The organism is Enterobacter nematophilus, from assembly GCF_026344075.1.
GTDB lineage: Bacteria > Pseudomonadota > Gammaproteobacteria > Enterobacterales > Enterobacteriaceae > Enterobacter > Enterobacter nematophilus.
In genome coordinates this window covers 1,191,606-1,216,501 of sequence record NZ_JAPKNE010000001.1, presented here as the reverse complement: position 1 = coordinate 1,216,501, position 24,896 = coordinate 1,191,606, and the positions used below count along the sequence as shown (strand labels likewise).

The following is a 24,896-nucleotide window of genomic DNA, read 5'->3' as shown; positions in this document are numbered from 1 at the left end:
GCCGGCACACGCTGCGCCGGTCTACAGGTTTGAAGATAACGATTACCCTGAAGGATGGATAGAACACATGAACTTACATGAATATCAGGCCAAACAGCTGTTTGCCCGGTATGGCTTACCGGCTCCGGTGGGTTATGCCTGTACTACCCCGCGTGAAGCAGAAGAAGCCGCATCTAAAATCGGTTCCGGCCCGTGGGTAGTTAAATGTCAGGTTCACGCTGGTGGCCGTGGTAAAGCGGGCGGTGTGAAGGTTGTTAAGAGCAAAGAAGAGATTCGTGCGTTTGCTGAACATTGGCTCGGCAAGCGTCTGGTGACCTACCAGACAGATGCGAACGGCCAGCCGGTTAACCAGATCCTGGTGGAAGCGGCGACCGACATCGCGAAAGAACTGTACCTGGGCGCGGTTGTTGACCGTAGCTCCCGTCGCGTGGTGTTCATGGCGTCTACCGAAGGCGGCGTGGAAATTGAAAAAGTGGCGGAAGAGACCCCGCACCTGATCCACAAAGTGGCAATCGATCCGCTGGCGGGCCCAATGCCTTACCAGGGTCGCGAGCTGGCGTTCAAACTGGGCCTGGAAGGTAAGCTGGTTCAGCAGTTCACCAAGATCTTCATGGGTCTGGCGACTATCTTCCTGGAGCGCGACCTGGCGCTGATCGAGATCAACCCGCTGGTGATCACCACCCAGGGCGACCTGATCTGCCTCGACGGCAAGCTGGGCGCTGACGGCAACGCGCTGTTCCGCCAGTCGGATCTGCGCGAAATGCGCGACCAGTCTCAGGAAGACCCGCGTGAAGCGCAGGCTGCTCAGTGGGAGCTGAACTACGTCGCGCTGGACGGCAACATCGGCTGCATGGTTAACGGTGCGGGCCTGGCAATGGGCACCATGGACATCGTTAAGCTGCACGGCGGTGAGCCAGCAAACTTCCTCGACGTTGGCGGTGGCGCCACCAAAGAGCGCGTAACCGAAGCGTTCAAAATCATCCTCTCTGACGACAACGTTAAAGCGGTACTGGTTAACATCTTCGGCGGCATCGTCCGTTGCGACCTGATTGCTGACGGCATCATCGGTGCGGTAGAAGAAGTGGGTGTTAACGTTCCGGTGGTTGTGCGTCTGGAAGGTAACAACGCTGAACTCGGCGCGAAAAAACTGGCTGACAGCGGCCTGAATATTATTGCAGCGAAAAGTCTGACGGATGCAGCTCAGCAGGTTGTTGCCGCAGTGGAGGGGAAATAATGTCAGTTTTAATCAATAAAGATACCAAGGTTATCTGCCAGGGCTTCACCGGTAGCCAGGGGACTTTCCACTCCGAACAGGCGATTGCCTACGGCACGCAGATGGTTGGCGGCGTAACGCCAGGTAAAGGCGGCACCACGCACCTCGGCCTGCCGGTGTTCAACACCGTGCGTGAAGCGGTAGAAGCGACGGGAGCAACCGCGACCGTTATCTACGTACCGGCACCGTTCTGCAAAGACTCCATTCTGGAAGCGATCGACGCAGGCATCAAACTGATCATCACCATCACCGAAGGCATCCCGACCCTGGATATGCTGACCGTGAAGGTGAAGCTGGACGAAGCAGGCGTGCGCATGATCGGCCCGAACTGCCCAGGCGTTATCACCCCGGGCGAATGCAAAATCGGCATCATGCCGGGCCACATTCACAAGCCGGGCAAAGTGGGCATCGTGTCCCGTTCCGGTACGCTGACCTATGAAGCGGTTAAGCAGACCACCGATTACGGTTTCGGCCAGTCCACCTGCGTGGGCATCGGCGGTGACCCGATCCCGGGCTCTAACTTCATCGACATCCTGAAGCTGTTCCAGGAAGATCCACAGACCGAAGCGATCGTGATGATCGGTGAGATCGGCGGTAGCGCGGAAGAAGAGGCGGCTGCTTATATCAAAGAACACGTAACCAAGCCTGTTGTCGGTTACATCGCGGGTGTGACCGCGCCGAAAGGCAAGCGTATGGGTCACGCAGGCGCGATCATCGCCGGCGGTAAAGGTACGGCTGATGAGAAATTCGCAGCGCTGGAAGCTGCGGGCGTGAAAACCGTTCGCAGCCTGGCGGATATCGGCGAAGCACTGAAATCCATCATTAAGTAAGTCCTCTCTGCTCCCCGAATGGGGAGCGATGAAGTATAAAAATGTCCGTTTCGACATGGTTGGCCGCTGTAAAGCGGCCTTTTTTTTACATTATGATACTGACACCTGCGAACAGGGTGAACTCCGGTAAATAGTCCCCTTTATGCGCCACGGTCCATTGCGGCTCTATAAAAGCGCTCATTACTTTATCGCCCATCGCCCAGGCGCGTCCGCCGCCAAAACCGAGTGGGATGTAATAATCGTCACTTTTCATATTCCAGGTCCAGATGCCGGAGGTGCGTAAATACCAGCCTTTTGGCAACTTATAGACCACGATGGGCTGAAACGTACCCGTTTCTACGTCATCGCGTTCGCCATCCCCCGCAAAACTTTTTTGCCACTGCACCAGCGTGCCCGCCATCCATCTGGGGTTGGATTTGATGGCGACAGCGGATAGTCCCGCCTGCCATTTGCCGCTTCCCAGTTCGTCTTCCGAGGCGGAAGAGGCCGTGATTAGCGGGCCGACGCCGATTTTAACCCCGTCCTGTTTAAGCAGAAAAATATCGAACAGATTGATATCACCTAACCCGGTGCTGTAGCCGCTGCCGGGCTGGGGACGGGTAGCCAGCGGGGCGGTCATCCGAAGAATCTGCGGCACGGGCACCCAGTCGTTAGCGGCAATCGGCACGGTTGCGCGCAGCAGGGTATCGTTAGTGTGCTGATCGCTACCGTAAAGCTCCGGGGTGTAATAGTCCTGAAGCGCGATGGAAGTGGAAAGATGTAACGGATTGGTGGCTTTTTCTACTGCATCCGTCTCCTCCGCCAGGCTCAGCGCTGGCAACGCGCCCAGTAGCGCGATAAACAATGTCATACAGCGCATTGGCGTCGTCTCCTTACCAGAAATACTGGAGCCTGAAGGTCCACGTTGTGATGTCAGGTGAGGCATCCCGGTGTTTGGCTGTATCGGTGTAAGCGACCATTCCGCCGAGGTGGGGGCTCAGCATAAAGCCGACGGAGCCGCCCAGCAGCACGTTTTCCTGCTCATCGTCCTGTAGCTGGCCATCGACGCGCGTTTCACCTCCTTTTGCCCAGCTTCCGTCTAATGACAGCCACAGCGCGGGGGAGAGGGTGTAGCTCCAGTGGCCTTCCAGCGCATAGAGCGGGCGCTGCTCAAGGCGGCTGTTTTGCTGATAGTCTTTATTGTCGGTGTAAAAACTTACCCAGCTGTTTAGCTCCAGCCAGGTTGGGCCAAGGGGTAAACCAAACGCCAGCTCGGGTTTAAACGACCAGCGGTTCGCGCCGATATTGATCGTATTGCCGCTGTCATAGTCGCCGGTCGGTAACGTTAGCCACATGGCGGCGCTGAGAAACATTTCAGGCTGCCAGCGGCGAAACTCCTCTTCGCTTAGCGCGGGGGCACCAAACAGGTTATGGGCAAAAATAACCTGCGTATCGCCGAGATTTTCATGGCTTAACGATCCGGTGAAATAACGGGCGTTATCGAGTGAGGCCGTCACGCTGGCGTAAGGTTGAATGATTTGTATCGCCGATATTCGCCCGTCAATATCAAAAGAGCGGGCATAGCGCAGCAGGTAGAGATCGGCATCGACGCTCGCGCCGTCCACGGGCAGTGCGCTGTCAATGGATGTGTTGGTATGAATATTACTGTAGTAACCGAAAATCAGGTTTTTATCTTTTGGCATGTTTTGCCAGTCGCGGGCATTATCGGCGCGCACGTAGACCGGCAATAAGACGAGCAGCATTCCCACTATCAAAACAATAATGGCGACCAAAAGGTTACGCTCAGAGCTTCGCATAAAGCCCTCCTGTTATTTTAGGCGCACGGCTCCCGCCCGCTTAAGCCGGGAGCCGTCAGAGTTTAAGGGGTGACGATATTGAACATCTGCGGGAAGACATCCAGTAGCCCGAGTAATTCGTCCAGCTTCTGCGGGTTACCCTTCAGAGATACCGTGCCGTCACCGAGGATTTTATCCACGGGAACGGTGTGGCTGATTAGCCGCGCCACGTCGACGACATTGGCTTTGAGGCTGAATGCCGCATCGGTAAACGGCAGCCCTTTGTGATAGATAATTACGCTGTTATTGAGCTCCACGCCGTAGGTGTCGCCCTCTGGCAGCGTCCAGTTGAAACGAAGGGTTTTGCCGTTCGCTTTCGGACCGTTTAACGTCACGCCCATATAATCAAGCAGGGTGCCAGGTTCGATACTGGCGGTTAAATCGCTATCCAGCGTACTGGCGACCGGCAGGACAGGAACGCCATCACGAAGCTCCTTCGCTCCGCTGAGGTATTCGTTGCGCCAGATGGCGTTTTCGCTTTGATAGCCCAGCTGCGTAAAGATTTCCGCCTGCAGATCTTTCGCCTGCTTGTTGTCAGGATTGGCGAAAATAAGATGATTGAGCAGCTGCGCCGCCCAGCGATAATTCCCGCTGTCCGCCGCCTGTTTTGCCTGCTGATAAACCTTCTTCTCGCCCCCCATCAGGCGAACGTATCTCGGGGCGGCCTCTTTCTCTGGTAGCGGGTGCAGGTTGGCAGGGTTGCTGTCATACCAGCCCATGTAATACATATACATCGCTTTGGCGTTATGGCTGAGCGAGCCGTAGTAGCCCCGGTTGAACCAGCGTTTGCCGATGCTGTCCGGCAGGGTGAGTTTTTCAGCCACTTCATCCATGCTGTAGCCTTTGTTGATGAGGTTCAGCGACTGGTCGTTGATGTATTTGTACATGTCGCGCTGGGCAGCGATGTAATCTTTCACCCGCGCATTATCCCAGACGGGCCACAGATGCTGGCTGAGCGCGATCTCTGCCTTATCGCCATATTTCACCAGCGCTTTATCCAGCGCCTTCCACCAGTTAACGGCGCTGCGGACTTTTGCACCGCGCAGGGTGTACAGGTTGTGCATCGTGGCGTTGAAGAGTTCGGAGCCATCAAACACTTTGAACTGCGGGAACCACATCATCATTTCCGATGGTGCCTCGGTGCCCGGCGCGAGAATAAAGTTCACCTCAACACCATCAATCATTACGCGCTGCTCTGGCTGGCTGATGATATTGGTGGGGGCGATGAGCGTGTTTTTGCTGGTGGCGATAGTTTTACCGATCCCGTTGTCCACGTGGCCCACAGCGCTCGGTTTGACCATCATCGCGTACATATAAAGCGCGCGGCGACTCATCGCGTTACCGGCCAGGAAGTTTTCGCTGGCGGCTTCTTCCATAAACCCTTCCGGCGCGTATATTTTGACTTTGCCGCTCTTAACATCCGTTTCGGACGCTACGCCTTTGACGCCGCCGAAATGGTCGAGATGGCTATGGGAATAAATCACCGCGACAACCGGCTTTTTGGACCGATGCTGATAATAAAGCTCCAGCCCGGCACGTGCTGACTCGGGAATAACCAGTGGGTCGATGATAATTAATCCGCTATCCCCTTCTATGATGGTCATGTTTGAAACATCGATACCGCGTATTTGATATACGCGATCGGTAACCTTAAAGAGACCGTTAATATTATTCAGCTGTGCGTGGCGCCAGAGGGAAGGGTTAACGGTATCGGGCGCTTCGCCTTTTAAAAATGACCAGTTCTCAAGGTTAACAACGGTTTTTCCATTGTCGTTTTTTATGATCAAAGGATTTATGGTGGCGATAAATCCCCGTTTTGCATCTTCGATATCGCGCTTGTCATCGAAGTTGAGCTTCTGATACATCGCCGCGTTATATTCACGGGTGTAGGCAGAGGCGGAGGGGGCGACGCCGGTTGCGCAGGCCTGCGCAGATGCCGCCAGGGTGAGCATGAGGAAAGCAATTTTCTTGAGTTTCATAGCCTGAATCCCTTTGTGTAAAAGACCACGCCAAGAATGAGGCATAACGAAACCGGAAAAGAGAAATTATATCCGCGAGTAGTATGAACTGTGCGGAAAGAAAACGAAAGTTTGGCAATTCATCTCTTGAGTGAATGAATGACGCAGAGCCAGCGTTGATAAGGGGTAAAAGCGCAGGGTTTGTTAAAATGAAAATAATAAGCGTGAGCGCGCTCACTTTATATTATTTATGTCGTAAATAGTAAACTTGTCAGGCCTTACAAAAAGGTACAGACAGAAATATTTCAATCTATCAATTATTATGCCCTGCTGTAATACAGGGCGTAAAATTAGCGATGGCGACGCGCAATTAACGTGAAGCGGTAATCATCGCTTTTAAAACGATTGCGGCTGTATTCAAAAACTCTGCCGTCTTTGAGAAAGCCGCGCGAAATTTTTTCCAGGATCGGTCTGGTGGGATCAATACCCAGTGCGGCGATCGTTTCCTCATCCGGCATGACCGGGACGATCTCCTGCTCGCTGCGATCGATAACCATTTTTTTGATCTGCTCAATGTAGTGGTATTTGGAGTTTTCCATCACTTCCCAGGTCAGGTCAGGAAAGAGCGCGAGCGGCATCCATGTCTCTTCCAGCGTCACCGGTTTTTGCTTAATAAAGCGTACGCGTTTGACGTGCCACACTTTCTCGCCCGCTGTCAGCAGCAGCGTCTGCGCCAGCGATTCATCCGCTTTGACAACCTCAAAAATCTGCACGTCGCTGTGGGTTTCAACGTTCCGGTCCGCGAGTTTTTCGTAAAAACTGGTGAGCTGATAAATATCGTAATTGACCCGCTCCTCTTTCACATACGATCCGCTGCCCTGAATGCTCTCAATAATGTTCTGTTCGGTGAGCAGCTTAAGCGCCTGACGTACCGTGACGCGGCTGACTGCGTAGGTTTCCTGCAGGGCAGACTCTGTGGGTAACGCATCGCCAGCTTTAAGTTCGCCGCGCTGAACTTGCTCGCGCAACGCGTCTGCAATCTGTCGATACATCGGTTTGCTGGTCATGTTATTCCGTTTTTGTATTGTTTTCTTAATACTATTCTCGCTAATTATGCACCGTCATTGAACTTTGTAAATAATACAAATAAAATACAAATATTGCACCTTAAGTGAAAGTGATCACATAAATGTATGGTTTGTTCTGGCACACTCGGCGCATACATTTTTTCTTATGGTGAGAATGATGATTAACCTGACGGCGTTAACGCATCCAGATGCGCTGTGCCTCAACGCACATTTCAGTAGCCGTGACGACGCTATTCACGCGCTGGCCGAGCGGCTGGTCTCGCTTGGCAAAATTACCGACTCGCAGGCTTTCATTGATGAAGTCTTTGCTCGCGAAAGCCTGGGGCCAACGGCGCTGGGCGAGGGGCTGGCCGTGCCGCACGGTAAAAGCTCCGCGGTGAAAGAAGCGGCCTTTGCGGTGGCAACATTGCGCGAGCCGCTGCTGTGGGAAGGCGTGGAGGGTCCGGAGCCGGTGGACCTGATTTTTCTGCTGGCAATCCCTCCTGCGGAAGCAGGCAGTACGCATATGCAGCTGCTGACGGCGTTGACCACCCGGCTGGCGGATGATGATTTACGGGCACGCGTGCAGGCAGCGTCCACCCCTCAGGCGCTGCTTGAGGCACTGGATACGAAAGAGGATGCGCAAGTAAGTGCGTTCTCGCAGGATGCCCCGACCGTCGTCTGCGTCACCGCCTGTCCGGCCGGGATCGCCCATACCTATATGGCTGCGGAGTATCTGGAAAAAGCGGGACGCAAGCTTGGCGTCAACGTGGTGGTCGAAAAGCAGGGGGCGAACGGCATTGAGGGACGCATCACCGCGCAGCAGCTGCGGGAGGCTAAAGCGTGCATTTTTGCCGCAGAAGTGGCGATCAAAGAGAGCGAGCGTTTTCAGGGGATCCCCGCTATCTCCGTGCCCGTCGCAGAGCCCCTACGCCATGCTGAAGCGCTTATTGAGCGCGCGCTGGCGCTGCAGCCTGCATCCGATACGCGTCCTGCGCATGTCGATACCGAAACGAAAAAGAGCGTTAAAACTGAACTCAAGCAGGCGCTTCTCAGCGGTATCTCTTTTGCGGTGCCGCTGATCGTCGCTGGCGGTACGGTGCTTGCCGTGTCGGTACTGCTGGCGCAAATTCTGGGCCTGCAGCACCTGTTTGATCAGGAAAACTCGTGGCTGTGGATGTACCGCAAGCTTGGCGGCGGCATGCTCGGCATTCTGATGGTGCCTGTTCTGGCGGCCTATACCGCTTATTCGCTGGCGGATAAACCCGCGCTGACGCCGGGTTTTGCGGCCGGTCTTGCTGCGAATATGATCGGCTCCGGTTTTCTGGGCGCTATCGTCGGGGGACTGATCGCGGGCTACCTGATGCGCTGGGTGAAAAATCACATCCGCCTGAGTAGCCGCTTCAACGGCTTTTTGACCTTTTATCTCTATCCGGTCATCGGCGTGCTGTGCGCGGGCAGCCTGATGCTGTTTGTAATCGGCGAACCGGTGGCCTGGCTCAATAACGCGCTCACCGCCTGGCTTAACGGTCTGTCCGGCGCGAATGCGCTGCTCCTCGGGGCGATACTCGGGTTTATGTGCTCATTCGACCTCGGCGGGCCGGTTAATAAAGCCTCTTACGCGTTCTGCCTGGGGGCGATGGCGAACGGGGTATACGGACCCTATGCGATCTTTGCCTCCGTCAAAATGGTGTCGGCCTTTACCGTGACGGCGTCAACGATGCTGGCGCCGAAGCTGTTCAAACCATTTGAAATTGAAACCGGTAAATCGACGTGGCTGCTCGGCCTGGCGGGCATTACCGAAGGGGCGATTCCGATGGCGATTGAAGATCCGCTTCGCGTCATTGGCTCATTTGTGCTCGGCTCGATGGTAACAGGCGCGATTGTCGGCGCGATGGGGATCGGGTTATCCACGCCGGGGGCCGGTATTTTCTCTCTCTTTTTACTTCACGATGCAGGGCTGGGCGGTGTGGTTGCGGCGGCGGGCTGGTTTGGCGCGGCGCTGGCGGGTACCGCTATCTCCACATTTGTTCTGCTGCTCTGGCGACGTCAGGCGGTAAAAAAGGGCAAGTACGTCACTGAAGACGCCATACCGTAAAAACTCACAAAACAGGAAACGAAGATGAAAGCTGTATCTCGCGTTCATATCACGCCGCATATGCACTGGGACCGTGAGTGGTACTTCACCACTGAAGAGTCGCGTATTCTTCTGGTCAATAATATGGAAGAGATCCTGGCCCGCCTGGAGCAGGATGACGAATATAAATATTACGTCCTCGATGGCCAGACGGCGGTGCTGGAGGATTATTTTGCCGTCGTGCCCGAAAACCGGGCACGCGTGAAGGCGCTCGTCGAGCGCGGAAAGCTGATTATCGGCCCCTGGTATACCCAGACCGATACCACCCTTGTCAGCGGCGAGTCGATTGTCCGCAACCTGATGTACGGCATCCGGGACTGTATGGCATTCGGCGAGCCGATGAAGATCGGTTATCTGCCGGATTCGTTTGGTATGTCCGGCCAGCTTCCGCATATCTATAACGGATTTGGCATTACCCGCACCATGTTCTGGCGCGGCTGCTCTGAACGGCACGGGACCGATAAAACCGAATTTCTCTGGCAGAGCCAGGACGGCAGTGAAGTCACGGCACAGGTGCTGCCGCTGGGCTACGCGATTGGTAAGTACTTACCGGAGGACGAAGCCGGGCTGCGCAAACGGCTCGACAGCTATTTCGACGTTCTGGAAAAGGCCTCCGTCACCAAAGAGATTTTGCTGCCCAACGGCCACGATCAGATGCCGCTGCAGCAGAACATTTTCGCGGTGATGGATAAGCTGCGTGAAATCTATCCGCAGCGTCAGTTTGTGATGAGCCGCTTTGAGGAGGTGTTTGACCATATCGAGGCGCGCCGCGATGAGCTGGCAACCCTGAAAGGGGAGTTCATCGACGGGAAATACATGCGCGTGCACCGGACCATCGGCTCCACGCGCATGGATATCAAAATCGCCCATGCGCGTATCGAGAATAAAATTGTCAACATCCTCGAACCGCTGGCGACGCTTGCCTGGACGCTGGGCTTCGATTACCACCACGGCCTGCTGGAGAAGATGTGGAAAGAGATCCTCAAAAACCACGCTCACGACAGCATCGGCTGCTGCTGCAGCGACAAGGTGCATCGCGAGATTGTCTCCCGCTTTGAACTGGCTGAAGACATGGCGGACAACCTGGTGCGTTTCTATATGCGCAAGATTGTCGACAACATGCCGCAAAGCGACGCCGACAAGCTGGTGATGTTCAACCTGATGCCCTGGCCGCGTGAAGAGGTGATGAACACCACGATTCGACTGCGCGCCAGCCAGTTCCGTCTGTTGGATGATAAAGGAAACGAGATCCCGTATTTCATTCGCAGCGTGCGCGAGCTGGACCCTGGCCTCATTGACCGGCAGATTGTCCATTACGGCAATTATGAGCCGTTTATGGAGTTTGATATTCAGCTCAGCCAGATACTGCCGTCGATGGGCTACCGTACGCTGTTTATCGAGCCAAACGTGGCCGGGAAGGTTCTCCCTCCGCTGAAAAACACCGAATCCCTGCTTGAAAACGCCTTCTGGCAGATTGATTTAAATAACGACGGTACGCTGCGCCTGCGCGACAAAGAAACCGGGCTGATTTATGACCGGGTGCTGGAAATCGAAGAGAGTTCGGATGATGGGGATGAGTACGACTACTCGCCTTCGCGGGAAGAGTGGAGACTCACTTCAGCACAGGGCGAGCATCAGGTCGAGGTGATACACGAAGGCTGGCAGAGCAGGGCGGTGATCCGCCATCGAATTGCTGTACCGGCGAATCTGGCCGAACGCGCGGCGCGCCAGCTAAATGGCTTTCTCAACGTAGAGTTTGACGTCACGCTTAGCCATAACAGCAGGCGTATTGATGTGGCCGTGCGTCTGGATAATCAGGCTGACGACCACCGCGTTCGCGTGCTGATCCCAACGCCGTTTATGACAGAGGACGTGTTAGCGGATACGCAGTTTGGCACGCTCACTCGTCCGGTGAAGGACCCTGCGATGGAAAACTGGCAGGAGGAGGGGTGGAAAGAAGCGCCGGTTCCCGTCTGGAACTTACTCAACTATGCCGTCCTGCAGGAAAAACGAAACGGGCTTGCGCTGTTCACCGAAGGACTACGCGAGTTTGAAGTGGTAGGCGAGGATAAAAAAGCCTTTGCCCTGACCCTGCTGCGCGGCGTGGGGTTACTCGGCAAAGAAGATTTGCTGTTGCGCCCCGGCAGACCTTCAGGAATCAAAATGCCCGTCCCTGACTCCCAGGTGCGCGGCTCGTTAAGCTGTCGCTTTAGCCTCTTTAGCTTCAGCGGCACGCCGGAAAACGCGGGCGTCGCGCAGCAGGCTAAATCGTGGTTAACGCCGGTGCAGTGCTATAACAAAATTCCCTGGGACGCGATGAAGCTGAATCGCTCATCGTTTACCACGCCAGAAAGTTACAGCCTGCTGGCGCTTTCGCCAACGGGATGCGTGCTCAGTACGCTCAAAAAGGCTGAAGATCGAGACGAGCTCATTCTTCGCTTGTTCAACCCTTCGGAGTCCAGCGCATGTGACGCGACCTTATCAGTGAATCCGACGGTGAAGCGGTGCTGCGAAACGGACATGAATGAACGGGTAATTGACAATCGTGAAGAAGAGGGCATTGTCGGGGCGTTCAGACCGGGACAGTCACGGACCTTTAGCATCCTTCTTGCCTGAAAACCGCTGACGCGATCAAAAGGCCGCAGAGTTTGCGGCCTTTTTTCATTAAATAGTCACGCTTCGGTGTTAACTTCCGGGATAATAAAAGTAAATCAAATGTAATTTCTAAGGGTTGCAAAAACAGAATGGAAAAATAAACTGGCCCAGCTACGCTTATTGTTTGTCCCGCTTCGGCAGGGCGTTTTCTCTCGCGTTAAATAAAATCACTTCTGTTTATATTTTTTTCGTCTTCGATAACCAATCGCATCTTTGCATGCACATATCATTAACATGGCTTTTACCATTCTTACCGCGGATAAACATGATTAACATCAGGACCTGTTTTTGATTTAAATCAAAGTTTAATGCTTGGAAAAAGATGCTGAAAAGCGCTAAATTGTCCCCGATCAAAATGGCCGAAAAGTGGTAATTTTGCTATAAATTGATCGCCGTCGAAAAACGTAAATGTGATTCAATAAAAACCTGTTTATTGTAAGGGTTTTGCAGCGTATTATATTTGCGGGATCAATTTGAGTTTTTTATTAACCTATTTGTAACCTGTCGTCATCGTTTTTATCCTTCTCCAGGGTAATAACGACGACCAGGATGCGAATAATTTGTATTGGGGCATGCGTGTGGATCTCTCTCTGACGGGGTTCACTCTCGGAGTCTTCATGCGATGAGCAAGGAGTCATAATGTTAGACGTAGTCGAACTGTCGCGCTTACAGTTTGCCTTGACCGCGATGTACCACTTCCTGTTTGTGCCACTGACGCTCGGTATGGCGTTCCTGCTGGCAATCATGGAAACGGTTTACGTCCTCTCCGGCAAACAGATTTATAAAGATATGACCAAGTTCTGGGGCAAGTTGTTTGGTATCAACTTTGCGCTGGGCGTGGCAACCGGTTTGACCATGGAGTTCCAGTTCGGGACTAACTGGTCTTACTATTCCCACTATGTAGGGGATATCTTCGGTGCGCCGCTGGCCATTGAAGGTCTGATGGCCTTCTTCCTCGAATCCACCTTTGTAGGTCTGTTCTTCTTCGGCTGGGACCGTCTGGGTAAAGTCCAGCACATGGCCGTAACCTGGCTGGTGGCATTAGGTTCGAACCTGTCCGCGCTGTGGATCCTGGTGGCGAACGGCTGGATGCAGAACCCGATCGCGTCTGACTTCAACTTCGAAACCATGCGTATGGAGATGGTCAGCTTTGCCGAGCTGGTTCTGAACCCGGTCGCTCAGGTTAAATTTGTTCACACCGTCGCATCTGGCTACGTGTGCGGCGCGATGTTCGTGCTGGGTATCAGTTCCTACTACATGCTGCGCGGTCGTGACTTCGCGTTTGCCAAGCGCTCCTTTGCTATCGCAGCAAGCTTCGGTATGGCTGCAATCCTCTCCGTTATCGTTCTGGGTGATGAATCCGGTTACGAAATGGGCGACGTGCAGAAAACCAAACTGGCCGCTATCGAAGCCGAATGGGAAACCCAGCCGGCGCCTGCTGCCTTTACGCTGTTCGGTATTCCCGATCAGGACGCGCAGGAAAACCGCTTCGCCATTCAAATTCCTTACGCGCTGGGTATCATTGCAACCCGTTCTGTCGATAAGCAGGTAACGGGTCTGAAAGAGCTGATGGTTCAGCACGAAGAGCGTATCCGTAACGGTATGAAGGCCTACTCGCTGCTGGAACAGCTGCGTGCTGGCTCTACCGACCAGGCCGTTCGCGATCAATTTAACGACGTGAAGAAAGACCTGGGCTACGGTCTGCTGCTGAAGCGTTATACCCCGAACGTTTCTGACGCGACGGAAGCACAGATTCAGATGGCGACCAAAGACTCGATTCCACGCGTTGCGCCACTGTACTTCGCATTCCGTATCATGGTGGGCTGCGGCATCATCATGCTGCTGATCATTGCGGCGTCCTTCTGGTCCGTGATTCGTAACCGCATCGGCGAGAAAAAATGGCTGCTGCGCACCGCGCTGTACGGTATTCCACTGCCGTGGATCGCGATTGAGTCCGGCTGGTTTGTTGCAGAGTACGGCCGTCAGCCATGGGCGATTGGTGAGGTGCTGCCAACGGCGGTCGCGAACTCTTCCCTGACGGCAGGCGACCTGATCTTCTCCATGCTGCTGATCTGTGGTCTGTACACCCTGTTCCTGGTGGCTGAACTGTTCCTGATGTTCAAGTTCGCGCGCCTTGGCCCAAGCAGCCTGAAAACCGGTCGCTATCACTACGAGCAGTCTACTGCGACTACTCAGCCGGCACGCTAAGACAGGAGTCATCAAATGATCGATTATGAAGTATTGCGTTTTATCTGGTGGCTGCTGGTTGGCGTTCTGCTGATCGGTTTCGCCGTCACGGATGGTTTCGACATGGGGGTGGGGATGCTCACCCGTTTCCTCGGTCGCAATGACACCGAGCGTCGAATCATGATTAACTCCATCGCCCCTCACTGGGACGGTAACCAGGTGTGGCTGATCACCGCAGGCGGCGCGCTGTTCGCTGCCTGGCCGATGGTCTACGCGGCTGCGTTCTCCGGCTTCTATGTGGCGATGATTCTGGTGCTGGCCTCTTTATTCTTCCGTCCGGTCGGTTTCGACTACCGTTCCAAGATTGAAGATACCCGCTGGCGCAACATGTGGGACTGGGGCATCTTCATTGGTAGCTTCGTTCCACCGCTGGTGATTGGCGTAGCGTTCGGTAACCTGCTGCAGGGCGTACCGTTCCACCTCGACGAATACATGCGTCTTTACTACACCGGTAACTTCTTCCAGCTGCTGAATCCGTTTGGCCTGCTGGCCGGCGTGGTGAGCGTGGCGATGATCATCACTCAGGGCGCAACTTACCTGCAGATGCGTACTGTCGGTGAACTGCACCTGCGTTCCCGTGCTACTGCTCAGGTTGCGGCACTGGTGACCCTGGTCTGCTTCGCTCTGGCAGGCGTGTGGGTGGTGTACGGTATTGATGGTTACGTGGTGACGTCTGCGATCAACCACTCGGCACCGTCTAACCCGCTGACCAAAGAAGTGGCGCGTCAGGCTGGCGCATGGCTGGTGAACTTCAACAATACCCCTGCGCTGTGGGCGATCCCGGCTCTGGGCGTGCTGCTGCCGCTGCTGACCGTGCTGACGTCTCGTCTGGAGAAAGGTGCTCTGGCGTTCGTGTTCTCTTCACTGACGCTGGCGTGCATCATCCTGACTGCGGGTATTGCCATGTTCCCATTCGTCATGCCATCCAGCACCATGCTGAATGCTAGTCTGACCATGTGGGATGCAACCTCCAGCCATATGACGCTGAACTTAATGACTTACGTTGCTTGCGTGTTCGTTCCGATTGTTCTGGCATACACCATCTGGTGTTACTGGAAAATGTTCGGTCGTATCACTAAAGAACATATCGAAAGCAACACCCACTCTATGTACTAAGTAAGGAGCTGAATATGTGGTATTTCGCATGGATTTTAGGGACGCTTCTTGCCTGTGCTTTTGGTGTCATCACTGCCCTGGCGCTTGAGCACGTGGAAGCGACCAAAGCGGGTGAAGAAAAACACTGATGAATATTATCGCGAAGCTTTACGCGGTAATGGATAAGCGCCCGTTACGGGCGCTTTCTTTAGTGATGGCATTACTGCTGGCAGGCTGTATCTTCTGGGACCCGTCGCGCTTTGCGGCAAAGACCAGCGAGCTTGAAATCTGGCACGGCTTCCTCATCATGTGGGCGGTGTGTGCTGGGGTGATCCACGGCGTGGGCTTTCGTCCGAGAGCGGTCCACTGGCAGGGTATCTTCTGCCCGCTCGTTGCCGACCTGGTTCTCCTCGCAGGTCTGATTTTCTTCTTCTTCTGAATAAGAAATGTCCGTTAACGTTATGGGCTTACCCGAGCCCATAAAAATTTACTCTCCGTTTACTTTCTCCCATTCCAAACCATCTTTCCCGCGCGTATAGTAGCGAAGTTTGAAAGCTCCAACTTTTATTGCATTACCGGGATGTAAAGTGAATACAACGCTGTTTCGATGGCCGGTTCGTGTCTATTACGAAGATACCGATGCCGGTGGTGTGGTTTACCACGCCAGCTACGTTGCTTTTTATGAACGGGCACGCACAGAGATGCTGCGCCATCATCACTTTAGTCAACAGGTGCTGTTGGCTGAGCGAGTTGCCTTCGTGGTACGCAAGATGACGCTTGAGTATTTTGCGCCTGCCAGACTCGACGATATGCTCGAAGTCCAAACTGAAATTACATCAATGCGCGGGACCTCACTGGTATTCACGCAGCGGATAGTCAACGCAGAGAACACCGTACTGAACTCAGCTGAAGTACTGATTGTTTGTGTTGATCCAACCATAATGAAGCCTCGTGCGCTTCCTAAGTCTATTGTCGCGGAGTTTAAGCAGTGACTGACATGAATATCCTTGATTTGTTCCTGAAGGCAAGCCTTCTGGTTAAACTTATCATGTTGATTTTGATTGGTTTTTCAATCGCATCCTGGGCCATCATTATCCAGAGAACGCGTATCCTCAATGCTGCTGGCCGTGAAGCGGAAGCGTTTGAAGATAAGTTCTGGTCGGGTATTGAGCTTTCTCGTCTGTATCAGGAGAGCCAGGGACGCCGTGAAAACCTGACCGGCTCCGAGCAAATCTTCTATAGCGGATTCAAAGAGTTTGCTCGCCTGCATCGTGCAAACAATCATGCGCCGGAAGCGGTTGTGGAAGGGGCCTCGCGTGCGATGCGTATCTCCATGAACCGTGAACTGGAAAACCTTGAAACGCACATTCCTTTCCTCGGTACCGTCGGCTCCATCAGCCCGTATATCGGTCTGTTTGGTACCGTGTGGGGGATCATGCACGCCTTTATCGCGCTGGGCGCGGTGAAGCAGGCGACGTTGCAGATGGTTGCACCGGGTATCGCTGAAGCACTGATTGCGACCGCTATCGGTCTGTTTGCGGCAATCCCGGCGGTAATGGCATACAACCGTCTGAACCAGCGCGTGAACAAACTGGAACTGAACTACGACAACTTTATGGAAGAGTTCACCGCGATTCTGCACCGTCAGGCGTTTACCAGCACCGAGAGCAACAAGGGGTAAACCATGGCCAGATCGCGTGGACGAGGTCGTCGCGAGCTCAAGTCCGAAATCAATATCGTTCCACTGCTGGACGTCCTGCTGGTACTGCTGCTGATCTTCATGGCGACAGCGCCGATCATCACCCAGAGCGTGGAAGTCGATCTGCCGGATGCGACAGAATCACAGGCGGTGAGCACCAATGACGATCCTCCGGTCATCATTGAAGTTTCCGGCGTAGGGCAGTACAGCGTGGTGGTAGAAAAAGATCGTATGGATCAGCTTCCACCCGAGCAGGTGATTGCTGAGGCGCAGCGTCGCCTGGAATCAAATCCGAAAACGGTCTTCTTGATCGGTGGCGCGAAAGACGTACCTTACGATGAAATTATTAAAGCGCTGAACTTGCTACATAGTGCGGGTGTTAAGTCAGTTGGCTTAATGACTCAACCTATTTGATCATCCGCGTAGTTTTTGGGAACCGATAGTGTCAAAGGCAACCGAACAGAACGACAAGCTTAAGCGAGCGATAATCGTCTCCGCAGTGCTGCACGTGATTCTTTTTGCAGCGCTGATCTGGAGTTCGTTCGACGAGCATATTGATGCATCAGCAGGCGGCGGTGGGGGATCTTCCATTGACGCCGTAATGGTGGATCCCGGTGCGGTAGTGCAAAACTATAATCGCGAACAACAGCAGAAGGCGAGTGCCAAACGGGCTGAAGAGCAGCGTGAAAAACAGGCGCAACAGCAGGCGGAAGAGCTGCGTGAAAAGCAGGCCGCCGAGCAGGAGCGTTTGAAGCAGCTTGAGAAAGAACGTTTGCAGGCGCAGGAAGCCGCGAAAGCGCAGGCGGAACAGCAGAAGCAAGCCGAAGAGGCCGCGAAGAAAGCGCAGGAACAGCAAAAGCAGGCGGAAGCGGCGGCAGCAAAAGCCGCAGCGGATGCCAAAGCGCAGGCTGATGCCCAGGCGAAATTAGCGGCAGAAGCGGCGAAGAAAGCGGCTGCCGATGCCCAGAAGAAAGCTGAGGCGGAAGCCGCGAAGAAAGCCGCTGCGGATGCTCAGAAGAAAGCCGAAGCGGAAGCCGCGAAGAAAGCCGCTGCTGACGCTCAGAAGAAAGCTGAAGCGGAAGCCGCGAAGAAAGCCGCTCAGGAAGCAGAGAAAAAAGCGGCTGCCGAGGCTGCGAAGAAAGCCGCTGCGGCTGAGAAGGCTGCTGCAGAAAAAGCTGCCGCCGCTGAAAAAGCCGCTGCTGATAAAAAAGCTGCAGCCGAGAAGGCTGCTGCCGATAAGAAAGCTGCTGCTGAAAAAGCGGCTGCCAAAAAGGCTGCTGCCGCTGAAAAAGCCGCTGCCGCTGCAGGGGTTGACGATCTGCTGGGCGACTTAAGCTCCGGTAAGAATGCACCGAAAACGGGCGGTGGTGCGAAAGGAAACAACGCAGCGCCGACCGGAAGTGGTAACACTAAGAGTAACGGTGCGACAGGGGCTGAAATCAACGGCTATGCCGCGCAGATTAAATCGGCGATTGAAAGCCGGTTCTATGATGCGTCTTCCTACGCCGGTAAAACGTGTACGCTGCGTATAAAACTGGCTCCGGACGGCATGCTGCTTGATATTAAGTCTGAAGGTGGCGACCCGGCTTTATGTACTGCGGCTCTGGCTGCAGCGCGTCAGGCGAAGATGCCTAAACCGCCTTCTCAGGCAGTCTACGAAGTCTTCAAAAATGCGCCGCTGGACTTCAAACCTTAAGTTACATTTTCCCCGTGCAAACGGGGAAAAATAGACCAGGTTTAGTCACAGGGTTCTGGTAGTTTTGTCTATTTGAGTTTGTTAACATTCTGCTAAATTATCGTGGGTAAGGTTACCCGGATAAGGGAGATATGATGAAGCAGGCATTACGTGTAGCATTTAGTTTTTTAATGCTGTGGGCAGCAGTCCTGCACGCAGAAGTACGTATCGAGATCACCCAGGGGGTGGACTCGGCACGTCCAATCGGTGTTGTTCCGTTCCAGTGGGCCGGTCCTGGCGCTGCACCTGAAGATGCCGGCGGCATCGTGGCGGCTGACCTGCGTAACAGCGGTAAATTCAACCCGTTAGATCGTTCTCGTCTGCCTCAGCAGCCGGGCAGCGCGCAGGAAGTACAGCCTGCAGCATGGTCTGCGCTGGGTATTGATGCGGTGGTTGTGGGTCAGGTTACGCCTAACCCGGACGGTTCTTACAACGTGGCCTGGCAGCTGGTTGATACCGGCGGTGCACCGGGTACCGTTCTGGCACAGAACTCTTACAAGGTCACTAAACAGTACCTGCGCTATGCGGCACACGCGGCCAGCGACGCGGTGTTCGAAAAGCTGACCGGCATTAAAGGTGCGTTCCGTACCCGTATTGCTTATGTGGTGCAGACCAACGGCGGTCAGTTCCCGTACGAGCTGCGCGTTTCTGACTACGACGGTTACAACCAGTTCCTGGTGAAACGCTCTTCACAGCCGCTGATGTCTCCAGCCTGGTCTCCGGACGGGTCTAAACTGGCCTACGTGACCTTCGAGAGCGGTCGTTCTGCGCTGGTTATCCAGACGCTGGCTAACGGTGCGGTGCGTCAGGTAGCGTCGTTCCCACGTCACAACGGTGCGCCTTCCTTCTCTCCAGATGGGTCTAAACTGGCGTTTGCGCTGTCTAAAACCGGTAGCCTGAACCTGTACGTGATGGACATTGGCTCCGGCCAGATCCGTCAGGTGACCGACGGTCGCAGCAACAACACTGAACCATCATGGTTCCCGGACAGCCAAAACCTGGCGTTTACCTCTGACCAGGCCGGCCGTCCACAAATCTATAAAGTGAACATCAACGGCGGTGCTCCGCAGCGTATTACCTGGGAAGGTTCGCAGAACCAGAACGCAGACGTGAGCAGCGACGGTAAATTCATGGTAATGGTCAGCTCCAACGGTGGGCAGCAGCACATTGCCAAACAAGATCTGGTAGCGGGTGGCGTCCAAGTTCTGTCGTCAACGTTCCTGGATGAAACGCCAAGTCTGGCACCTAACGGCACTATGGTAATCTACAGCTCTTCTCAGGGGATGGGATCTGTGCTGAATCTGGTTTCTACAGATGGGCGTTTCAAAGCGCGTATTCCGGCCACTGATGGACAGGTAAAATCACCTGCCTGGTCGCCGTATCTGTAAATAATAATTAATTGATTACTAAAGGAATCATAGAAATGCAACTGAACAAAGTGCTGAAGGGGCTGATGATCGCTCTGCCTGTAATGGCAATCGCAGCGTGTTCTTCTAACAAGAACGCCAGCAATGACCAGAGCGGCGAAGGCATGATGGGTGCCGGTACCGGTATGGACGCGAACGGCAATGGCAACATGTCTTCTGAAGAGCAAGCGCGTCTTCAGATGCAGCAGCTGCAGCAGAACAACATCGTTTACTTCGATCTGGATAAATACGACATCCGTTCTGACTTCGCTGCGATGCTGGATGCTCACGCTAACTTCCTGCGTAGCAACCCATCTTACAAAGTCACCGTAGAAGGTCACGCGGACGAACGTGGTACTCCAGAGTACAACATCTCCTTGGGTGAACGTCGTGCTAACGCCGTTAAGATGTACCTGCAGGGTAAAGGCGTTTCTGCTGACCAGATCTCCATCGTTTCTTACGGTAAAGAAAAACCTGCAGTACTGGGTCACGACGAAGCGGCTTACTCCAAAAACCGTCGTGCCGTACTGGTTTACTAAGAGAATTGCATGAGCAGTAACTTCAGACATCATCTGTTGAGTCTGTCGTTACTGGTTGGAATAGCGGCCCCCTGGGCCGCTTTTGCTCAGGCACCAATCAGTAGTGTCGGCTCAGGCTCGGTAGAAGACCGGGTCACTCAGCTCGAGCGTATTTCTAACGCTCACAGTCAGCTTTTAACCCAACTCCAGCAGCAACTTTCCGATAACCAAAACGATATTGACTCTCTCCGCGGCCAGATTCAGGAAAGCCAGTATCAGCTTAACCAGGTTGTGGAACGTCAGAAGCAGATTTTATTGCAGATAGATAGCCTGAGCAGCGGTGGTGCAGCAGCACAGCCAGCGGCAGGCGATCAGAGCGGTGCAGCGACCTCCGCACCTGCGCCGTCTGCTGATGCTTCAGCCTCAACAGGGGCGCCTGTACAGAGCGGTGACGCGAATACGGATTACAATGCGGCCATTGCCCTGGTGCAGGATCAATCTCGTCAGGATGACGCGATAGCTGCGTTTCAGAACTTTGTTAAGAAATACCCTGATTCAACCTACCAGCCAAATGCCAATTACTGGCTCGGTCAGTTGAATTACAACAAGGGTAAAAAGGACGATGCGGCGTTTTATTTTGCCTCAGTGGTGAAAAATTACCCGAAATCGCCGAAAGCGCCAGATGCGATGTACAAAGTTGGCGTGATCATGCAGGACAAAGGCGACACGGCGAAAGCCAAAGCGGTTTATCAGCAGGTGGTCGCAAAATTCCCGGGCACCGAAGGTGCTAAGCAGGCGCAAAAACGCCTGAATTCGATGGGATGATTATCGCATGACCAGAAATCGCGTTATTTCTGGTCGTGCAGCATGATTCGTAAGCAGTTAAGTGATCTTCATCGAAATTTTTGTTGCGCTGAATTCTTAAATCAGTAATATATGCCGCCGTTGCCACGGGATATCAAACAACGTGAAAACAGCGTAAAAGTGGGTCGTTAGCTCAGTTGGTAGAGCAGTTGACTTTTAATCAATTGGTCGCAGGTTCGAATCCTGCACGACCCACCACTTAACGCATTACCGGCAGTACAGAGTGGGTGATTAGCTCAGTTGGTAGAGCATCTCCTTTACACGGAGGGGGTCGGCGGTTCGAGCCCGTCATCACCCACCACTCGGGTCGTTAGCTCAGTTGGTAGAGCAGTTGACTTTTAATCAATTGGTCGCAGGTTCGAATCCTGCACGACCCACCAATTTAATTGGTACCGAGTGATAATTCAGGCAACACCCAGATGGGTCGTTAGCTCAGTTGGTAGAGCAGTTGACTTTTAATCAATTGGTCGCAGGTTCGAATCCTGCACGACCCACCAGCCTGAATAAATTTGAAGTACATCCCGCAAGGGGTCGTTAGCTCAGTTGGTAGAGCAGTTGACTTTTAATCAATTGGTCGCAGGTTCGAATCCTGCACGACCCACCAATGTTAAAAAGCGCCCTAAAGGCGCTTTTTTGCTATCTGCCGTACAACAAATGCTCCTCCCATCTATTCCCGGTGACTTTTCACTTCAGATTCGCTATCTTGTTTAGTATATGAAACACAATTGCCGCGCGTTTTGCTTTCTCAGGCAAAAGAAAGGCAATATTGTTAAGCCAGTAAAACGAGAAGCCATAATGAGCGTGATGTTTGATCCAGAAGCCGCAATCTATCCGTTTCCGCCAAAGCCTGTGCCACTAAGCCAGGATGAAAAACAATTCTACCGCGAGAAGATCAAACGGCTTCTCAAAGAGCGCGATGCGGTGATGGTGGCCCATTACTACACCGACCCGGAAATTCAGCAGCTGGCGGAAGAGACCGGGGGCTGTATTTCTGATTCACTGGAGATGGCCCGCTTCGGTGCAAAACATCCCGCTTCCACGCTGCTGGTTGCAGGCGTGCGTTTTATGGGCGAAACGGCAAAAATTCTCAGCCCGGAAAAAACCATTCTGATGCCGACGCTCAATGCGGAATGTTCGCTCGATCTCGGCTGTCCGATTGACGAATTCACAGCCTTCTGCGATGCCCATCCTGACCGGACCGTGGTGGTTTACGCCAACACCTCCGCGGCGGTAAAAGCGCGCGCAGACTGGGTGGTTACGTCGAGCATCGCCGTTGAGCTGATTGAGCATCTGGACAGCCTGGGTGAGAAAATTATCTGGGCCCCGGACCGCCATCTTGGCAAGTATGTTCAGAAGCAGACCGGCGCTGACGTTCTCTGCTGGCAGGGCGCATGCATTGTGCACGACGAATTCAAGACCCAGGCGCTGTCCCGCATGAAAGCGCTTTATCCTGACGCCGCCATTCTTGTACATCCTGAATCACCGCAGTCGATTGTCGATATGGCCGATGCGGTTGGTTCAACCAGCCAGCTTATCAACGCGGCCAGGACGCTGCCGCACAAGCAGCTCATCGTCGCGACCGATCGCGGTATCTTCTATAAGATGCAGCAGGCCGTACCGGAGAAAGAGCTGCTGGAAGCGCCAACGGCGGGCGAGGGCGCGACGTGCCGCAGCTGCGCGCATTGCCCGTGGATGGCGATGAACGGCCTGAAAGCGATTGCTGAAGGGCTCGAGACGGGCGGTGCGGCGCATGAAATCCATGTCGATGCCGCCCTGCGTGAAGGTGCGTTAATTCCGCTTAACCGCATGCTGGATTTTGCGGCTACACTACGTACTTAATTCAAAGACGCCCTGGGGAAAAGATGGATTTTTTTAGCACGCAGAACATTCTGGTTCATATACCGATTGGTGCAGGTGGCTATGACCTGTCATGGATTGAAGCCGTAGGCACGCTGGCGGGTTTGCTGTGCATCTGGCTGGCAAGCCTGGAGAAGATCGGCAACTACGCGTTCGGGCTGATTAACGTCACGCTGTTTGCGATTATCTTCTTCCAGATCCAGCTGTACGCCAGCCTGCTTTTGCAGTTGTTTTTCTTCGCCGCCAATATTTACGGCTGGTACGCCTGGTCCCGGCAGAATAGCCAGCAGGAGGCTGAGCTGCAGATCCGCTGGCTGCCCCTGCCGAAAGCCATCGCCTGGTTCGTTGCCTGCGTGGTTGCCATTGGTTTAATGACCGTCTACATCAACCCGGTGTTTGCGTTCCTGACCCGCGTTGCCGTTTCGGTCATGTCCGCTATGGGCCTCAACGTGACGATGCCGGAGCTTCAGCCGGATGCCTTCCCGTTCTGGGATTCCTGCATGATGGTGCTGTCGATCGCGGCGATGGTCCTGATGACCCGTAAATACGTTGAGAACTGGCTGCTGTGGGTCATTATCAACGTCATCAGCGTGGTGATTTTTGCCCTTCAGGGCGTTTATGCCATGTCGCTGGAATATCTGCTGCTGACCTTCATTGCCCTGAACGGCAGCCGGATGTGGATCAAGAGCGCGCGTGAGCGTGGCTCACACGCGCTATCAAGCTAATGGTGGTGATGATGTGAATGGTCGGGCTGCGCCTCGTTAAGGTGGCAGTCCGGCCCGCTACAGGGCTGATACTCCATCTGGATGGTGGCGTGACCAATCTCATAGTGATGTTCAAGAAAGTGCTGGATGCGTTCGAGCAGCGCATCGTGGTCGTGCGGCGGGATCACCTGGACGTGTAATGTCATAACCGGTTTCTCGCCCACCAGCCAGACGTGTACGTGATGAACGTTACGCACTTCCGGGACAGTACGGCGCAGGTTGCGCTTAAGCTCGTCAATGTCCATGGATGCCGGTGCCCCTTCCAGCAGTTCATTGACGCTCTCCTTCAGCAGTCGCCAGGCGCTGCGCAAGACCAGACACGACACCAGCACGGAGAGAATCGGGTCAACGGGCGTCCAGCCGGTATAGAGGATCACCAGCGCGGCGACAATCGCCCCAACTGAACCGAGCAAATCCCCCAGCACGTGCAGAGCCGCAGCGCGCACGTTGAGGTTCTTTTCCCCGCTGCCGCGATGCAAAATCCAGAACGCCAGAATATTTGCCAACAGCCCCGCCACGGCAATCACCATCATTGTCGTCCCGGCGATGGGCTGCGGGTGCCTGAAACGCTGTACGGCTTCCCAGACGATAAGAACAGTAATAACCACCAGCGCGATGGCGTTAACAAACGCGGCAAGGGTGGTCAGCCTCAGCCAGCCGAAGGTATGGCGCGCGTTGGGCGGGCGGCGAGCAAACTGCACCGCCAGCAGGGCGAAAAGCAGCGCTGCGGCATCGGTCAGCATATGTCCGGCATCAGCCAGCAGCGCCAGAGAGCCGGAAACCAGGCCGCCAATGACCTCGATAACCATAAACGTGGCCGTAACGCCAAAGGCCAGCATAAGTCGTTTTGCGTTGTCGTTGCCGGGAGAAGAGGGGTGTGAGTGGGTGTGCGCCATGTCTGCTTTCCTGATTCGTTATTATTTTAGTGTAGCGTTTTTAACAGGTTACTCCAAAAA

General features: G+C 54.2%; 22 protein-coding genes and 5 tRNA genes. 22 read left to right on the top strand and 5 right to left on the bottom strand.

The annotated features are described in order from the left end of the window. The first annotated feature begins 67 nt into the window (after nucleotides 1–67). Together sucC and sucD are read left to right on the top strand one after the other, a co-directional pair. Complete coding sequence (sucC, locus tag OSH03_RS05775) at nucleotides 68–1,234, top strand: ADP-forming succinate--CoA ligase subunit beta (protein ID WP_059355295.1); 1,167 nt, start codon at nucleotides 68–70, stop codon at nucleotides 1,232–1,234. Then, on the top strand, nucleotides 1,234–2,103 hold the full coding sequence (gene sucD / locus OSH03_RS05770; RefSeq protein WP_008501094.1) for a succinate--CoA ligase subunit alpha: 870 nt from the start codon (nucleotides 1,234–1,236) through the stop codon (nucleotides 2,101–2,103). Before sucC ends, sucD begins: the two co-directional genes overlap by 1 nt. An 85-nt stretch (nucleotides 2,104–2,188) precedes the next feature. Here sucD and OSH03_RS05765 read toward each other — a convergent pair whose 3' ends face one another. The 4 genes from OSH03_RS05765 to OSH03_RS05750 all read right to left on the bottom strand — a co-directional run bounded on the left by OSH03_RS05765 (nucleotide 2,189) and on the right by OSH03_RS05750 (nucleotide 6,963). After that, nucleotides 2,189–2,962 carry a hypothetical protein gene (locus OSH03_RS05765; RefSeq protein WP_266178516.1) on the bottom strand — a complete coding sequence of 258 codons (774 nt, stop codon included), beginning with the start codon at nucleotides 2,960–2,962 and terminating at the stop codon, nucleotides 2,189–2,191. A 13-nt stretch (nucleotides 2,963–2,975) separates the two neighbouring features. Next, nucleotides 2,976–3,899 (bottom strand): transporter, encoded by a 924-nt coding sequence (locus OSH03_RS05760; protein WP_151412745.1) that lies wholly within the window; start codon nucleotides 3,897–3,899, stop codon nucleotides 2,976–2,978. A 62-nt stretch (nucleotides 3,900–3,961) separates the two neighbouring features. Continuing rightward, on the bottom strand, nucleotides 3,962–5,917 hold the full coding sequence (locus tag OSH03_RS05755) for an alkyl/aryl-sulfatase (protein WP_266178515.1): 1,956 nt from the start codon (nucleotides 5,915–5,917) through the stop codon (nucleotides 3,962–3,964). A gap of 329 nt (nucleotides 5,918–6,246) precedes the next feature. Continuing rightward, on the bottom strand, nucleotides 6,247–6,963 hold the full coding sequence (locus OSH03_RS05750; RefSeq protein ID WP_266178514.1) for a GntR family transcriptional regulator: 717 nt from the start codon (nucleotides 6,961–6,963) through the stop codon (nucleotides 6,247–6,249). 181 nt (nucleotides 6,964–7,144) lie between these two features. On the opposite strand from OSH03_RS05750, the gene mngA reads away from it, so the two are divergent. From mngA to pnuC, 20 genes are all read left to right on the top strand, one after another. Next, the gene (gene mngA / locus OSH03_RS05745) at nucleotides 7,145–9,061 is read left to right on the top strand and encodes a PTS 2-O-a-mannosyl-D-glycerate transporter subunit IIABC (protein WP_266178645.1); all 1,917 of its coding nucleotides are present in this window, start codon (nucleotides 7,145–7,147) and stop codon (nucleotides 9,059–9,061) included. Nucleotides 9,062–9,085: 24 nt separating this feature from the next. Next, nucleotides 9,086–11,716 (top strand): mannosylglycerate hydrolase, encoded by a 2,631-nt coding sequence (gene mngB / locus OSH03_RS05740; RefSeq protein WP_266178513.1) that lies wholly within the window; start codon nucleotides 9,086–9,088, stop codon nucleotides 11,714–11,716. 678 nt (nucleotides 11,717–12,394) lie between these two features. After that, nucleotides 12,395–13,963, top strand: coding sequence for a cytochrome ubiquinol oxidase subunit I (cydA, locus tag OSH03_RS05735; protein ID WP_045261075.1), 1,569 nt, complete (start codon nucleotides 12,395–12,397; stop codon nucleotides 13,961–13,963). Nucleotides 13,964–13,978: 15 nt separating this feature from the next. Next, nucleotides 13,979–15,118, top strand: coding sequence for a cytochrome d ubiquinol oxidase subunit II (cydB, locus tag OSH03_RS05730; protein WP_028012386.1), 1,140 nt, complete (start codon nucleotides 13,979–13,981; stop codon nucleotides 15,116–15,118). A gap of 14 nt (nucleotides 15,119–15,132) precedes the next feature. After that, a complete protein-coding gene (cydX, locus tag OSH03_RS05725; protein WP_003858598.1) occupies nucleotides 15,133–15,246 on the top strand; it encodes a cytochrome bd-I oxidase subunit CydX in 114 nt (37 codons plus the stop codon). Beyond that, entirely contained in the window at nucleotides 15,246–15,536 is a 291-nt protein-coding gene (gene ybgE / locus OSH03_RS05720; RefSeq protein ID WP_266178512.1) for a cyd operon protein YbgE, read from the top strand. Before cydX ends, ybgE begins: the two co-directional genes overlap by 1 nt. Nucleotides 15,537–15,684: 148 nt before the next feature. Next, entirely contained in the window at nucleotides 15,685–16,089 is a 405-nt protein-coding gene (gene ybgC / locus OSH03_RS05715) for a tol-pal system-associated acyl-CoA thioesterase (RefSeq protein WP_003858593.1), read from the top strand. Then, a complete protein-coding gene (gene tolQ / locus OSH03_RS05710) occupies nucleotides 16,086–16,778 on the top strand; it encodes a Tol-Pal system protein TolQ (RefSeq protein WP_008501101.1) in 693 nt (230 codons plus the stop codon). The genes ybgC and tolQ overlap by 4 nt, the downstream gene beginning before the upstream one ends. 3 nt (nucleotides 16,779–16,781) lie before the next feature. Continuing rightward, a complete protein-coding gene (gene tolR / locus OSH03_RS05705) occupies nucleotides 16,782–17,210 on the top strand; it encodes a colicin uptake protein TolR (protein ID WP_003858589.1) in 429 nt (142 codons plus the stop codon). Nucleotides 17,211–17,238: 28 nt separating this feature from the next. Next, nucleotides 17,239–18,492 carry a cell envelope integrity protein TolA gene (gene tolA, locus OSH03_RS05700; RefSeq protein WP_061098844.1) on the top strand — a complete coding sequence of 418 codons (1,254 nt, stop codon included), beginning with the start codon at nucleotides 17,239–17,241 and terminating at the stop codon, nucleotides 18,490–18,492. Nucleotides 18,493–18,626: 134 nt separating this feature from the next. Next, on the top strand, nucleotides 18,627–19,919 hold the full coding sequence (gene tolB / locus OSH03_RS05695) for a Tol-Pal system beta propeller repeat protein TolB (protein ID WP_013097529.1): 1,293 nt from the start codon (nucleotides 18,627–18,629) through the stop codon (nucleotides 19,917–19,919). 35 nt (nucleotides 19,920–19,954) lie between these two features. Beyond that, complete coding sequence (gene pal / locus OSH03_RS05690) at nucleotides 19,955–20,476, top strand: peptidoglycan-associated lipoprotein Pal (protein WP_003858578.1); 522 nt, start codon at nucleotides 19,955–19,957, stop codon at nucleotides 20,474–20,476. Nucleotides 20,477–20,485: 9 nt separating this feature from the next. After that, a complete protein-coding gene (gene cpoB, locus OSH03_RS05685) occupies nucleotides 20,486–21,280 on the top strand; it encodes a cell division protein CpoB (protein WP_116343917.1) in 795 nt (264 codons plus the stop codon). 161 nt (nucleotides 21,281–21,441) lie between these two features. After that, a tRNA-Lys gene (locus OSH03_RS05680) sits at nucleotides 21,442–21,517 on the top strand. A gap of 27 nt (nucleotides 21,518–21,544) precedes the next feature. Beyond that, a tRNA-Val gene (locus OSH03_RS05675) sits at nucleotides 21,545–21,620 on the top strand. Nucleotides 21,621–21,623: 3 nt separating this feature from the next. Then, nucleotides 21,624–21,699, top strand: a tRNA-Lys gene (locus OSH03_RS05670). Between the two features lie 41 nt (nucleotides 21,700–21,740). Next, nucleotides 21,741–21,816 (top strand) — tRNA-Lys (locus tag OSH03_RS05665). Nucleotides 21,817–21,847: 31 nt separating this feature from the next. Beyond that, nucleotides 21,848–21,923 (top strand) — tRNA-Lys (locus OSH03_RS05660). 191 nt (nucleotides 21,924–22,114) lie between these two features. Further along, nucleotides 22,115–23,158, top strand: coding sequence for a quinolinate synthase NadA (nadA, locus tag OSH03_RS05655; RefSeq protein ID WP_266178511.1), 1,044 nt, complete (start codon nucleotides 22,115–22,117; stop codon nucleotides 23,156–23,158). A 23-nt stretch (nucleotides 23,159–23,181) separates the two neighbouring features. Further along, on the top strand, nucleotides 23,182–23,901 hold the full coding sequence (pnuC, locus tag OSH03_RS05650) for a nicotinamide riboside transporter PnuC (protein ID WP_266178510.1): 720 nt from the start codon (nucleotides 23,182–23,184) through the stop codon (nucleotides 23,899–23,901). Here pnuC and zitB read toward each other — a convergent pair. Further along, nucleotides 23,898–24,836, bottom strand: coding sequence for a CDF family zinc transporter ZitB (gene zitB, locus OSH03_RS05645; protein ID WP_061098840.1), 939 nt, complete (start codon nucleotides 24,834–24,836; stop codon nucleotides 23,898–23,900). The two genes, pnuC and zitB, sit on opposite strands and share 4 nt — an antisense overlap. Nucleotides 24,837–24,896: the final 60 nt, after the last annotated feature.